Origin of the sequence: Pseudomonas sp. MWU16-30323 (assembly GCF_020515595.1) — a bacterium.
GTDB classification, from domain to species: domain Bacteria; phylum Pseudomonadota; class Gammaproteobacteria; order Pseudomonadales; family Pseudomonadaceae; genus Aquipseudomonas; species Aquipseudomonas yamanorum.
Map to the genome: position 1 here is coordinate 76931 of NZ_JAIWYM010000025.1, position 12232 is coordinate 89162.

Consider the following 12232-nt stretch of genomic DNA (forward strand, 5'->3'; position numbering starts at 1 on the left):
GGGTGGTAGCCTGCGTTCACGATTAGTCGAGGTGTGTTATGCGCGTCCTGTTGGTGGAACACGAGTCAGAAGCGGCCGAGGCGATGGGCCGCAGTCTTGAAGAGGCCAGTTACACGGTGGAGGTGGCGGCCAATGGCATGGCGGCCCTGCGCTTTGTGGAAAGCACCGAATACGACCTGGTGATCCTGGATGTGATGCTGCCGGGGCTGAATGCCTGGAAGCTGCAGCAGGCGATTCGGTTGAAGGGTGAGACGCCGATGTTGTTTTTGACCACGCCTGACGGGATTGAAGATCGGCTGCGTGGGTTGGAATTGCATGAGGACGACTATTTGCTCAAGCCGTTTGAGGCCCGGGCCTTGGTGGCGCGGGTGAAGAAGGTGTTGCGGCGGGATCGGGGGCGCTGACTGATTCTGGGGCTTGTAGTGCCTGTGCCATCGCTATCGCGGGCAAGCCCGGCTCCCACATTTGATCACAGTTGCCCAAGACAACTCGGTCAACTGTGGGAGCCGGGCTTGCCCGCGATGAGGCCCTCACCGCCACCGCAATACCAACTACCTCAACCCATCCCGAAACTGCCCCGGCGTCATCCCCGTCCAGCGCTTGAACGCCCGGTTAAAGCTGCTGGTATCGGCAAACCCCAACAAATGACTGATTTCCGCCAGCGAACACTCGGGATCCCGCAAATGCAGGAGCGCGAGATTCTCCCTGCACTCATTCAGCAGCGCATCAAACCGGCAGCCTTCGTCCGCCAGGTGCCGCTGCAAGCTGCGCAAACTCAAATGCAATGCCTGGGCGATCCGCTCGGCGCTCGGCTCACCGTCGGGTAACTGCGCTTCGATGGCCGAACGCACCTTGCGCTCCCAGGTCAGCGGCCGCAGTTGCGCCAAGGTGCGCTTGAGCACGGTTTCATTGTGTTCGGCCAACTCCGGGTTGGCATCGTCCAGGTGACTGTCAAAGTCCTGGGCGGCGAATTCCAGACGGTCTTCCTCGGCGGAGAAAAACACTGGCGCGCGAAACACCGTGTGCCACGGCTTGGGGTCGGCCGGCTCGGGCCGCCGCAGGTACACCGCCAGCGGCGCATATTCGCGCCCCAGTCGATTGCGGCAAGTGCGCACGTAAATCGCGGCAAACGCATCAATTGCCTCAAACGCCGGTGCGGGTGTGCCGGCAGGCTGTTGCAGGCGAAAACAGTAACGTTCGCCCTCCCGGCTAAGCTCCAGGCTCAGGGCGTCGCTGACCACCTGGTGATAGCGCACGATCCGCTCGAACACTTCCCGCAGGCTGCCGCTGGCCACCAGCGCGTAACCCAGCGCATGAAAGGTGGTGGGGCTGACAAACCGCGACACCCGCAAGCCAATCGCCGGGTCGCCACTGGCCTGCACCGCCAGATCCCACAGGCGCGTGGTGGCCGACAACGGGTAGCGCGCGTTGGGGTCGTCCATCTGCTGCGGGTCGAGCCCGGCCTGGGCGCACAGCGCGGCGCTGTCGAGGCCCAGGGCGTCGAGCTGCTTGCGCAGGGCGCGGGTCCAGCTGGCGAGGGAGGTCGGTTCGGTCATGTTGATTGGCGCTTGCGGTCAACAGGTTGGCGTGTGGGGCTAGCGTCCCGCCCGATCGCATAGGGCAGGATGTACGCATCGATAAGACAGAGGATGGAAGCATGGACGGTACTTCTGCAAGCCCCCGGCAGATGAACGCACACCAGCGTTCAGCGCATATTCGTGAAGTGGTGCTGGCCGAGGGGCAGTTATTGCGTCAGCGCCACCCCTGGCTGCTGCATCAGGACGCGTTGGGCGCGGGCATCCTGGCCTTTGCCCTGGTGGGCATGCTGGGTTCGGCGGAGCTGTATATCACCGGGCACATGGCGTGGTGGGTGTGCCTGCTGCTCAACGCGTTCCTGGCGTCACTGACCCACGAGCTGGAACACGACCTGATCCACAGCATGTACTTTCGCAAGCAGCGCCTGCCCCACAACCTGATGATGGGCCTGGTGTGGCTGGCGCGTCCCAGTACCATCAACCCATGGGTGCGGCGCCATATCCACCTGAATCACCACAAGGTGTCCGGCAGCGAAACCGATATCGAAGAGCGTGCAATCACCAACGGTGAGCCGTGGGGCTTCGCACGCTTGCTGATGGTCGGCGACAACATCATGTCGGCGCTGATCCGGGTGCTGCGGGCACCGACCTGGAAGCACAAGCTGGGCATTCTCAAGCGCACGGCGCTGGTCTACGCACCGCTGGCGCTGCTGCATTGGGGCGCGTGGTATGTGTTCCTGGGCTTTCATGCCGCCAATGGCATCGCCAGCCTGTTGGGCGCGCCAATCGACTGGTCGGCCAACACGTTGGCGGTGATGCACGTCATCGACATCGCCGCCGTGGTGATCATCGGCCCCAACGTGCTGCGCACCTTCTGCCTGCACTTTGTCAGTTCCAACATGCACTACTACGGTGACATCGAGCCGGGCAATGTGATCCAGCAAACCCAGGTGCTCAACCCGTGGTGGCTGTGGCCGTTGCAGGCGTTCTGCTTCAACTTCGGCAGCACCCACGGGATTCATCACTTCGTGGTCAAGGAGCCGTTCTACATCCGCCAGATGACGGTGAAAACGGCGCACAAGGTGATGGCTGAGATGGGCGTGCGCTTCAATGATTTTGGCACGTTTGCGCGGGCGAACCGGTTTGCGCGCCAAGAGGGACGGCTGAGCGAACTCAACCCGGTGGAAACGACAGTGAGCTGAGCAAGCGTCCCGGTCACCCTTGGGGTGACCGGGTGCGGTTTACTGAATGGCCTGGTAGAAGTTCACCTGTGCTTCATCCAGGTACGCGAGGATTTTCGCCGGCAGGCGTTCGGTGGGTTTCGCCGGGCCGAAGGCTTTGTAGAGCGTTTCGAAATGCGCGTGCAGGTCCGCGACGCTTTCCCACTGTTCGTTGAGAAAGAACCGGTTGGGGTTCTCTTCATCCTTATGCCATTGATAGACCACGGCCTTGTCGTGCTGATGGGTGAGTTTCTGTGAAACGGCCGCTACATCACGATAGAACTCGGCCTGTTTGCCGTCTTTGATGGTGCCGCTGAAAACCAGGTAGAGCATGTTGAAATCCTCGGTTTGGGGAGATTGCAGAACATCTGCATCGCCAAACTAGCCTCAGTGAGCAGCCCCTTGTAGCCAGCCCGCCGCGAATTCAGAATTCGTAAAAGGCCTCGGAATCGAACGGCTGTCTTTGCCCGGTCAGGCCAGGGGGGCAAGCCAGGCGCGCAAGGTGTCGGGATGCCTGGCCAGCCAATCGCTCGCGGCGTCATCTGCGGATTGCCCGCCCCGGTTGAGGGCATCATCGAGTTCGGCAACGATGACGTTGGAGAGGCGAATATTGTCCAGCACCTGGATCTCGGCAGCCGTGAACAATACCAAGCGATCCTCGCGGGCCAGCAGCACCGCTCTATCAACACTGCCGAGTAATCCCTTGGGGTCTTTCAGGTCGCGAATTCGATAACGGTGGTGCAGGAACTGAGGGTGCCACAGCGGCACGATGCCCCAGCGCCGCTGCTGATACAGCGTCTCGAACGCCTTAATGCACTCGTCCTGGCTGCCCGTGCGGAACTGATATCCGGCGTTGTTCAACCCGTATTCGTCCATGATTTTCAGCGAGAAGCGGGTAATGCCCGCACCCGGGCCGATCCCCTGGATCAGCGGGTTCATCCGGGCCCGGACGTCGGGCTTGAGCAGGTCCTCTATGGACTCCACCTCATGCTTGCCGACGTAGTCCGGCACTCCCCACAAGGCATAAGGCTGATAGTGCAGGCCCAGCTCGCGAGTGGGCGTCACTGCCTCCACCGCTTGCTTGTACAGCCCGTGGCTGAACGGAATCCAGGCGGAGACCAGCATGTCGACCGAGCCTTTGCGCAACTGCTCGAAGTTTTCCTCGTGCAAGGCATAGTGGCGCTCAACGGTCAGGCCCATGCGTTGCAACACCAGCACGACCACCGCAGCGGTAACCCGATGGAAAGACAAGTCTGTGACCCCTAGTCGAACGACCCGTGGGCCGCTCGCGAGATTTGTTTTGCCTGCAGCTTGATAAGTCACCGTCATGATTTTTTCCCTATGCTAAAAATCGCCCTGGAACTCGGCGATCATGAACTCGACGAAAGCCCGAGCCTTGGATGAGATCAACCGCGCGCTGGGGTAGATCGCCCAGATATCCCGGGTTTGCTCCAGGGCACAGGACGGCATGATTTCCACCAATGCGCCGCTTTCCAGTGAGGGCCTGACGTTCCACTGTGAAACAGAGACGATGCCGAGCCCACCCTCTGCGGCAAGCCGTGCGCTTTCGCCGCAGTTGACTCTGAGCGAACCACTGATTGCTGTGACTTCGTGTGACGGGGCACCTACGAAACGCCAATGGTCCTCGTCGCCCAGCAGGATGCAGGAATGATCGGCCAGCTCCACAGGTGACGTCGGCTCGCCATGCGCCTGGAGGTAGGCGGGTGCCGCACACAGGATGCGCCGGTCGCAGCCGAGCTTGCGCGCCACCAGGGACGAGTCCTTCAGGGCGGCGATGCGGATTGCCACATCAATCCCGATCTCGGTCAGGTCCTGCATTTGATCGGACAGTATCAAGTCGATCTTCAGCTTCGGGTTGGCGTGCAAGAACCGGGTAATCGCCGGCATCAGGCACATCCGCGCGAAGGACCCGGGGGCGGATACTCTTAACACTCGCTTGGCCACGTCCTTGCCTTTCACCGCGACCCAATAGGCCTCGTCCACGGCTGCCAGCACCCGGATTGCATGGGGCAGAAACAGCGCACCGTCTTCGGTCAGGCTGACCTGGCGGGTGGTGCGATGCAGCAGGCGCATGCCCAGGTATTCTTCAAGCTTCGCCAGTTTGTGGCTGGCCACCGAGGGCGCGAGTCCCAACTCCCTGCCGGCTGCGGTGATATTGCCCAGCTCCGTTGATCGCATGAAAAGGTTCAACGCTTCAATATTCATGCTTCGGCGCCGCTAGTGTGTGGGCGCCGGTGCGGCATCGATCTTCACGCGCAACAGGCTGTAGGGTTTCTGGCGCAAGTCTTTGCCGGCGTGAAAGATGCTTTGGCGGTGCAGCTGATTGGCGATGAAGTACAGGTAGCCATCAGGACCGATTGACAGGGTGTCGGGCCATAGCACACGCGGATCATGGACGATGGTCTGCCATTGCCCGTTCGCCAGCCGTTTGCGCACGCTGTTGTTTTCGTAGTCGCCGGCATACACGGCCCCCGACGCGTCGGCTTCAAGCCCGTCCGAGGCGCCTTTTTCCCCGAGGTCTTTGACCGCCATTTCGAGCCGTGCTTCGCTGACTGTCTCGTCCCGCAGCAGTGCCGTGGGGATGGAGTACAGGTGCCGGCTCGACAGCGGGCAGAAATACAGGGTTTGCCCATCAGCCGACAGGGCGATGCCATCCGAAGCCACGGCAAAAGGCTGCGTGCCGCCTTTTGCATCCCGTACTTTCAGGGCCTGGCCTTCCACCGTGGGTACGAAGTTCGGGTCGACCGAGGTCGAGGGTGCACCACTGAGTCGGCGTATGGCTGTGCCAGTGGCGATGTCCATGACGATGATCGCGCCCGGGCCGGTAAGTGAAGAGTCGGTGATATAGATCACGCCTTGGTCACCCACGCGAAAATCAAAGCGCATGTCGTTGACGTAGGTGCCGGGCAGCATGACGTTTTTCGGGAATACGAGGGTCTTGACCACCTTGTTGGTGGCGAGGTCAACCGCGACGAGCTTGGCGCCTCCCGGCTGTGGAGATGAGAAGCCAGGGGCTGCGGTGTCCAGTATCCAGAGGTGTCCGCGCCCGTCGGCCACCACGCTTTGTACGCTGATAAATCCTTTGGCCGGGTCTTTGGGGTTGGCCTGATTGATCGCCTGGTCAGGGTAGGGTACGACTTTGCCATCGCGCAGTTCTGCGACGGTAAACGGCACCTCGTCGCCCCAGCGAGGAAAGTTGACAAAGATGCGTCCGGTCTCGGTAACGCTCACGCCGGTGGGCATGGCATCGTGAAACGCGTGCACCTGCTCGACGGCGCCAACGCTCTGATCGGCGGGCAGGTTCGATGGCATGGAAGCCTGCGCGGCGGTGCCGGTGAGGGCCGCTGCCAAGGCAAGGGCAGTCCAACTGATTGGGTATTTCAAGTACATGGCAGGGCTCCAGGTTTTCTGTTCTGGAGCCAATGGTGTCGGTTACCGGCAGGCGAAAAAACCCGCTGATTGCCGATAACAGTTTCATTGAAATCAAGAGAATGGGCTGCCGCGCGCAAGCCTGGTTTTTTAGTTGCGGGCGAGCAAGCGTGCTTCAGCAGAGGGGGTATCCACGGTGATCAGGGTTTCGATCATCGCCTTCGCCGCCGGCGACAAGCGAAACCCGGTACGGCTGATGATCCCGCAACGGTTGTTCAAACTGTCGAGGCTGTGAGGCACGTTACGCCAGTGCAGCACCGTCAGTGCACCACGGGCAAAGTCTTCGGCAAACGCATCCTCGGCACCCAGGCCAATCGCATTGGATTGGTGCACGATGGCCGCCAGCGCCGCAAACTGCTCCAGCTCGATAGCGGGAGAAAAGTCGACACGCCCGCTGAGGTTGGCCAGTAGCTTGCGTACCCCGGGAGCGATCAGCGGTGTGGCCAGCGGGTAGTCAAACAAGTCGTTGGTGGAGAGGCTGTCCTTGGCCAGTAACGGGTGCCCGGCGCGGCAGAAAAATACATTGCGCCGGGGTGTCAGGGCCTGGGTCTGGAAGTTTGGATCGGCCTCGAAGTGGCGCACATCGGCGATGAAGAACTCGATCTCTTCGCGACTCAGACTGCGCCCGAGTTTTTCCCAGTTATCCACATGCAAACCGCTGCGCACTCGTGGATGAGCGCCGACAAACCGTGCGATCGCCCCAGGCACGAGGCTCACCGCCGCCACGGCATCGCAGCCAAAGCGCAATTCGCCGGCGTCGAGCTTGGTCATGCGGGTGACTTCGTGGGTCAGCCGCGCGGCCCCCTGAACCAGCGACAAGGCATGTTGCAACACCATCTGGCCCTCGGGGGTGGGGCGCAGGTCTTTGTGGGCGCGGTCCACCAGCACACAGCCAAACTCCTGTTCCAGGCTTTGGATGCTGCGGCTGAACGCCGGCTGGGTGATGCCCATGGCGTCGGCGGCGCGCACAAAACTGCGGTACTCGTTCAGAGCAATGAAGTAGCGCAGTTGGCGAAGGTCCATGGAGTTTTCCGGCGTCCTGAAGGAAACCGCGATTCTAATCGCCCCACTTATTCCACCAAAGAAGCTTTATTGTTTTATTTAGACTCAAATTGCATATTCATAGAGCCTGTGCGGTAGGTGGCCGGGCTGAACACGCGGGTCACGATCAGCATCGCCACCACCGTCAGCGTCAACACCATCCAGGCGCTGACGAAACTGCCAGTCAATTCCCGCAGCCAGCCGGTCAGCCACGGCGAGATGGCGTTGATCAAAAAGCCCACGCCCTGGACGAACGCCGCCAACTGGCCGGCTTCCCGAGGGTCGCGGCGGTGATCCAGGGTCAGCAGCAGGCTCAGGGCAAAACATGCTCCCAGGCCGAAGCCGATCAGCGCCACCCACAGGTGTGGGAATTCCAGCGGCGCTGCCAGCAGGCCGATATAGCCCACGGTCTGGGCCAGCAGGCTGATGCTCAACAACGGTCGACGATCAGTGCCACGTTGCGCCAGCGCGGGCATCAACAGCGCGGCGATCACCTGGAAGATCGTCATGAACGCCAGCAGCGAACCACTGGGCAACACGTCCCAACCCAACTGCTGATAGTAGGCCGGCAACCACGCGACCATGCTCATGTAGCCGCAATTCACCAGGCCGAAATACAGCGCCAGCAACCACGCCCGACGGTTGCGCAGGCCCTGGAACGGCGCCGTCACCCGTGGGTTTTTCGCCGCACCCAATGGCAGCCAGGCCCACAACAACAGTGCGCCCAAGGCCGGCAGCAGCCAGATCCCGAGCCCCGCCTGCCAGTGCTGGAAATGCCCCGCCACCAACGGGCTGAGCAGCGCCGCCAAGCCACCGCCGCCCATCAGCGACGCCGAGTAAACCCCCATCGCCAACGGCACGCGCTGATGGAACTGGCGCTTGATCATCGCCGGCACCAGCGCCTGGATCAGCGCCACGCCAGCGCCGCCGAACAATGCGGTCGCCAGCAGCGCCGGCGCCTGACCAAACAGCCAGCGCGCGAGGCACGCCAGCAGAATCATCATCAAGCCCAGGGCGATCCCGCGACGCTCCCCCAGCTTCGCCTCCAGGCGCACACCCACCAACGCCACCAGGCCCATGCAGATCACCGGCAGGCTGGTGAGCAGGGCGCTGCTCTGGAAGCTCAGGCCGGTGGCCAGGCGGATTTCCCCCAGCAATGGGCTGATGGAGCTGAGGATGGGCCGCAGGTTCAGGCCCAGCACCACCAGCAAACCCCAGCCGGCGAGTTTGCCGGCGAACGAATTATTCAGCGTCATGCAGGGCCTGCCATTCACCGTAAAGGGCTTGCATCGCCGCTTGTGGCAGGTGCTGCACGGGCAATTTTTGCTTCGCCAAAGGCAACGCCATTTGCTGGTAGATCGCTGCCGTCGACAGGCCAAATGGTGCCGCCACTTCGTTGCTGGCGGCGAATACCACACGGGACACGCCGCACAGGTACATCGCACTCAGGCACATTGGGCAGGGCTGGCCGCTGGCGTAGATCACGCAGCCTTCCAGGCGCGGGCCGAGCTGTTGGCTGGCGGCGCGGATGGCGAGCATTTCGGCGTGGGCGGTGGGGTCCTGGCTCAAGTGGATTTCGTTGACCGCTTCCACCAGCACCTCGCCGTCGCGCACCAGGACGGCAGCAAACGGGCGGCCACCGGCAGCGACGTTGGCCCGGGCCAGTTGCACCGCGTGATGCAGATGCCGTTGATCGTCCGTCATGCAAATCCCCTCGTGCGCAATGAGGCGTGAAGTATGGGCAGCCGCAGGGGTATTCTGAAATTAAATATAACCATGCCAATCAGTGGCAAATGGAATGGTGAGGTCCATGTTCGATCCCGTGTTGTTGCGCAGCTTTGTCGCCGTTGTCGATTGCGGCAATTTCACCCGTGCGGCCGAGCGCCTGCATTTGACCCAGTCCACGGTCAGCCAACAGATCCGCCGCCTGGAAGACGCACTCGGCAGCCAGGTGCTCGACCGTGATCAGCGTCGCGTGGTGGCCACGGTGGAGGGCGAACGCTTGTTGGCTTATGCGCGGCGCATCCTGGCGCTGCACGAAGAGGCGGCCGATGTGCTGATCAACCAGCAGAGCGATGGCGTGTTGCGCCTGGCGGTGCCCGAGGACTTTGCGGCTGAGCGCTTGATGCCCTTGCTGTCGGCGTTTGTGCAGGCTTATCCACGGGTGCGGCTGGAGGTCACCAGCGGCTTGGGGCCGGAGTTGTTGCGGGATTATCGCGGCGGTGAATTCGACGTGCTGCTGGTCAAGCAAATGGGCGACAGCGATGACTGCCTGGCGTCCTGGCCGGAGCCGTTGTGTTGGGTCGACAGCCGCAGTGCGCCCTCCCTGGGGCGTGATCCGCTGCCGCTGGTGGCATTTCCCGCCGGTGGCCTGTATCGCAATGAAATGCTGCATCACCTGGAGGTGGGTGGCTGGCGCTGGCGCATCGGCTACTCCAGCGCGAGCCTGGCCAGCGTGTGTTCGGCGGTGGCGGCGGGGCTGGGAATCAGCTTGCTGCCGGTGCGGGTCGTGCAGCCCGGGCATGTGGTGTTGGACGCGGACAGCGGCTTGCCCGCGGTGCAGGGCGTGCGGTTGGCGCTGTATGGCCGCAACGGCCTGGGTGCGGCCGGGCAGGCGTTGCTGCGTCAATTGCTGGATTTGTGTGCCAGTAATCCGCGCTGAGCCATGCCTTCAGTGAATATTTTGTATGCCTCAAAAGCATTGAAATTTTCCCCCTCGACGCCAAGCCGCGCAGGCCGTGGCCTCGACGTATCCGGATGTTTCGGTTATTCAATTTGGATCTATCTATAACTTTAAAGATTACTTTAAGAGATAAGCGTCTGGCCCCGATGATTCAGCCCTCGACGGCCGCCAAGGCAGGCCCGTCGGTTTTTTTGCTTAAGACCGCAGGGGAGTTAATCAATGGGCAATGTCCAGACCGCCGCCAGTGCACAAGAGGCGCAGTGGCGCCACGCACCGGGTGGTGAGTTGGTCGACCTTGGCCGGCCGCACCGCGCGCCGTTGGGGCAGTTGCGTACGCAGAAAACCCCCAAGGGTGTGTTGAGTCGGCGTGAAGCGATCCTGTTGGGGATTCTCGCGTTGGCCTTGCATGGTGCGGTGATCTATTGGGTCAGCCAGAAGCCAACCCCGGTGCTGCCGATTGTGCCGCCGGAAATTCCGCCAATGACGATCGAATTTTCCCAGCCGGCGCCGCCGGTTGTGGAGCCGCCACCGCCCGTGCCGCCACCGCCGCCGGTTGTCGAGCCGCCACCGCCGGTGGTTGATGAATTGGCCGCCAAGCCGGCGCCGAAAAAGATTCCGAAACCCAAGCCGGTACCGAAACCCGTGCCCAAGCCCGCACCGAAACCGGTCGCCGAGCAGCCGCCCGCGCCGCCTGTACCTGCGCCACCGGCTCCCGCACCTGCACCGCCTGCGCCAGCGCCGGTAACCCCGGCCTCGGCCAACGCCGCGTACCTGAAGAACCCGGCGCCCGAATACCCGTCACTGGCCCAGCGCCGGGGTTGGGAAGGCACGGTGTTGTTGCGGGTGCATGTGTTGGCCACTGGCAAGCCGGGTGAGATCCAGATTCAGAAAAGCAGTGGTCGTCAGCAACTCGACGAAGCCGCACTGGCTGCCGTGAAGCGCTGGAGTTTTGTACCGGCCAAGCAGGGCGATGTGGCCCAGGACGGCTGGGTCAGCGTACCGATCGATTTCAAGATTCATTAATTATTGGATGCGGTGTGTCGGACACATCGCGACCTGCACAGAGGGAAAACATCATGGCATTAGCATCTCCAACTGAATCCATCGAAAGCGCGGTGATCTGGCTGCTGGTGGTCTTTTCGGTCGCCACCTGGGGCCTGGCCCTGCTCAAGGGCGTCCAGTTCGGCCGCCTCAAGTCGCAGGATCGCAAGTTCCACAAACAGTTCTGGGCGGCATCCAGTCTGGACTCGGCCGCTGAACTGGCCGAAACCAAACCCGGCGCGGCCGCTCGTGTGGCCCAGGCCGGTTACGCCGCGATCCAGGTGGGTGAGGCGCCACACGCGGCTGACCTGAGCCAGGCGATCAACCATCAGGACCGCCTCGAACGTGCACTGCGCCAGCAAATCGTGCGTGAGCGTCGCTCCCTGGAAACGGGTCTGGCGGTGGTCGCGAGTATCGGCAGTACGTCGCCGTTTATCGGTCTGTTCGGTACCGTTTGGGGGATCATGGAAGCCTTGAAAGGCATCAGCGCCGCCGGTTCCGCCAGCCTCGAAACCGTGGCCGGGCCGATTGGTGCCGCGTTGGTCGCCACGGGTGTGGGTATTGCCGTCGCGGTGCCGGCGGTGCTGGTTTACAACTACTTCCTGCGTCGCCTGAAACTCACGGCTGCTGACCTGGATGACTTCGCCCATGACTTCTACAGCCTGGCGCAGAAGAACTCGTTCCGCGTGCTGCTGCATCCGACGCTGAGCAAGGCCAGTGCCCAGGGCGGCGCGCAAAAAGTGAAGGAGGCGTCCTGAGATGGCCTTCTCCACGCAAGACAGTGATGAGGTGCTGAGCGAGATCAACGTCACGCCGCTGGTGGATGTGATGTTGGTGCTGCTGGTGGTGTTTATCGTCACGGCGCCGCTGTTGACCAACGCGATTCCGATCAACCTGCCCAAGACCGAGGCCGTGGCGCCGGTGGAGCAGAAAGACCCGCTGGTGGTGAGTATCGATGCGGCCGGCAAACTGTTTATCAACAAGGATGAAATCCAGCCGGATTTGCTGGAATTCAACCTGCAGTCGGCCAAGGCCAAGGACCCGGAGGTGCGGGTGCAACTGCAGGCTGACGATGGAGTTAATTATGGCGAAGTGGCGCGAGCCATGGCGTCTATCGAGCGCGCGGGGATTACCAAGCTGTCGGTGATTACTGCACGTTAGTTTCAAATGCCTCGACAATTTTTTTTGGCCGTTTCCTTGGCAGGGTGCGGCCTTTTTTTTGGGCTGTGGTTTTGGGGGGCTGGGTACATATCCGTTATTTA

General features: G+C 62.0%; 14 protein-coding genes. 6 read left to right on the top strand and 8 right to left on the bottom strand.

The genetic code is table 11. The features are described 5' to 3' along the window. The first annotated feature begins 38 nt into the window (after positions 1 to 38). On the top strand, positions 39 to 404 hold the full coding sequence (locus tag LIY45_RS23560) for a response regulator (protein WP_003218132.1): 366 nt from the start codon (positions 39 to 41) through the stop codon (positions 402 to 404). A 147-nt stretch (positions 405 to 551) separates the two neighbouring features. Here the strand turns inward: LIY45_RS23560 and LIY45_RS23565 are convergent, their stop codons facing one another. Continuing rightward, on the bottom strand, positions 552 to 1556 hold the full coding sequence (locus LIY45_RS23565; protein WP_226477778.1) for an AraC family transcriptional regulator: 1005 nt from the start codon (positions 1554 to 1556) through the stop codon (positions 552 to 554). A gap of 101 nt (positions 1557 to 1657) precedes the next feature. On the opposite strand from LIY45_RS23565, the gene LIY45_RS23570 reads away from it, so the two are divergent. Beyond that, complete coding sequence (locus LIY45_RS23570; protein WP_226477779.1) at positions 1658 to 2737, top strand: fatty acid desaturase; 1080 nt, start codon at positions 1658 to 1660, stop codon at positions 2735 to 2737. Positions 2738 to 2776: 39 nt separating this feature from the next. Here the strand turns inward: LIY45_RS23570 and LIY45_RS23575 are convergent, their stop codons facing one another. The 7 genes from LIY45_RS23575 to LIY45_RS23605 all read right to left on the bottom strand — a co-directional run bounded on the left by LIY45_RS23575 (position 2777) and on the right by LIY45_RS23605 (position 8950). Beyond that, the gene (locus LIY45_RS23575; RefSeq protein ID WP_017478071.1) at positions 2777 to 3088 is read right to left on the bottom strand and encodes an antibiotic biosynthesis monooxygenase family protein; all 312 of its coding nucleotides are present in this window, start codon (positions 3086 to 3088) and stop codon (positions 2777 to 2779) included. A gap of 138 nt (positions 3089 to 3226) precedes the next feature. Further along, positions 3227 to 4084, bottom strand: a complete 858-nt coding sequence (locus tag LIY45_RS23580; RefSeq protein ID WP_226477780.1) for a glycine betaine ABC transporter substrate-binding protein — start codon at positions 4082 to 4084, stop codon at positions 3227 to 3229. Between the two features lie 15 nt (positions 4085 to 4099). Continuing rightward, positions 4100 to 4981 (bottom strand): LysR family transcriptional regulator, encoded by an 882-nt coding sequence (locus tag LIY45_RS23585; protein WP_226477781.1) that lies wholly within the window; start codon positions 4979 to 4981, stop codon positions 4100 to 4102. Between the two features lie 12 nt (positions 4982 to 4993). Further along, the gene (locus LIY45_RS23590; RefSeq protein ID WP_275948717.1) at positions 4994 to 6166 is read right to left on the bottom strand and encodes an L-dopachrome tautomerase-related protein; all 1173 of its coding nucleotides are present in this window, start codon (positions 6164 to 6166) and stop codon (positions 4994 to 4996) included. A gap of 129 nt (positions 6167 to 6295) precedes the next feature. Continuing rightward, positions 6296 to 7228, bottom strand: coding sequence for a LysR family transcriptional regulator (locus LIY45_RS23595; protein ID WP_017478075.1), 933 nt, complete (start codon positions 7226 to 7228; stop codon positions 6296 to 6298). Between the two features lie 74 nt (positions 7229 to 7302). Further along, positions 7303 to 8502 (bottom strand): CynX/NimT family MFS transporter, encoded by a 1200-nt coding sequence (locus tag LIY45_RS23600; protein ID WP_226477782.1) that lies wholly within the window; start codon positions 8500 to 8502, stop codon positions 7303 to 7305. After that, positions 8489 to 8950: a nucleoside deaminase gene (locus tag LIY45_RS23605; RefSeq protein ID WP_226477783.1), complete on the bottom strand. Its 462-nt coding sequence runs from the start codon at positions 8948 to 8950 to the stop codon at positions 8489 to 8491. Before LIY45_RS23605 ends, LIY45_RS23600 begins: the two co-directional genes overlap by 14 nt. 106 nt (positions 8951 to 9056) lie before the next feature. On the opposite strand from LIY45_RS23605, the gene LIY45_RS23610 reads away from it, so the two are divergent. From LIY45_RS23610 to LIY45_RS23625, 4 genes are all read left to right on the top strand, one after another. Then, complete coding sequence (locus LIY45_RS23610; protein WP_226477784.1) at positions 9057 to 9908, top strand: LysR family transcriptional regulator; 852 nt, start codon at positions 9057 to 9059, stop codon at positions 9906 to 9908. A gap of 240 nt (positions 9909 to 10148) precedes the next feature. Next, positions 10149 to 10952, top strand: a complete 804-nt coding sequence (locus LIY45_RS23615) for an energy transducer TonB (protein WP_017478079.1) — start codon at positions 10149 to 10151, stop codon at positions 10950 to 10952. Between the two features lie 50 nt (positions 10953 to 11002). Then, positions 11003 to 11728, top strand: a complete 726-nt coding sequence (locus LIY45_RS23620) for a MotA/TolQ/ExbB proton channel family protein (RefSeq protein WP_226477786.1) — start codon at positions 11003 to 11005, stop codon at positions 11726 to 11728. A 1-nt stretch (position 11729) separates the two neighbouring features. After that, on the top strand, positions 11730 to 12131 hold the full coding sequence (locus tag LIY45_RS23625) for a biopolymer transporter ExbD (protein ID WP_017478080.1): 402 nt from the start codon (positions 11730 to 11732) through the stop codon (positions 12129 to 12131). The last annotated feature ends 101 nt before the right edge of the window (positions 12132 to 12232 follow it).

Bases quoted from the DNA above. Each gene is read 5' to 3' on its own strand.
- LIY45_RS23560 (WP_003218132.1), top strand. From the start codon at position 39: ATGCGCGTCCTGTTGGTGGAACACGAGTCAGAAGCGGCCGAGGCGATG.
- LIY45_RS23565 (WP_226477778.1), bottom strand. From the start codon at position 1,556: ATGACCGAACCGACCTCCCTCGCCAGCTGGACCCGCGCCCTGCGCAAG.
- LIY45_RS23570 (WP_226477779.1), top strand. From the start codon at position 1,658: ATGGACGGTACTTCTGCAAGCCCCCGGCAGATGAACGCACACCAGCGT.
- LIY45_RS23575 (WP_017478071.1), bottom strand. From the start codon at position 3,088: ATGCTCTACCTGGTTTTCAGCGGCACCATCAAAGACGGCAAACAGGCC.
- LIY45_RS23580 (WP_226477780.1), bottom strand. From the start codon at position 4,084: ATGACGGTGACTTATCAAGCTGCAGGCAAAACAAATCTCGCGAGCGGC.
- LIY45_RS23585 (WP_226477781.1), bottom strand. From the start codon at position 4,981: ATGAATATTGAAGCGTTGAACCTTTTCATGCGATCAACGGAGCTGGGC.
- LIY45_RS23590 (WP_275948717.1), bottom strand. From the start codon at position 6,166: ATGTACTTGAAATACCCAATCAGTTGGACTGCCCTTGCCTTGGCAGCG.
- LIY45_RS23595 (WP_017478075.1), bottom strand. From the start codon at position 7,228: ATGGACCTTCGCCAACTGCGCTACTTCATTGCTCTGAACGAGTACCGC.
- LIY45_RS23600 (WP_226477782.1), bottom strand. From the start codon at position 8,502: ATGACGCTGAATAATTCGTTCGCCGGCAAACTCGCCGGCTGGGGTTTG.
- LIY45_RS23605 (WP_226477783.1), bottom strand. From the start codon at position 8,950: ATGACGGACGATCAACGGCATCTGCATCACGCGGTGCAACTGGCCCGG.
- LIY45_RS23610 (WP_226477784.1), top strand. From the start codon at position 9,057: ATGTTCGATCCCGTGTTGTTGCGCAGCTTTGTCGCCGTTGTCGATTGC.
- LIY45_RS23615 (WP_017478079.1), top strand. From the start codon at position 10,149: ATGGGCAATGTCCAGACCGCCGCCAGTGCACAAGAGGCGCAGTGGCGC.
- LIY45_RS23625 (WP_017478080.1), top strand. From the start codon at position 11,730: ATGGCCTTCTCCACGCAAGACAGTGATGAGGTGCTGAGCGAGATCAAC.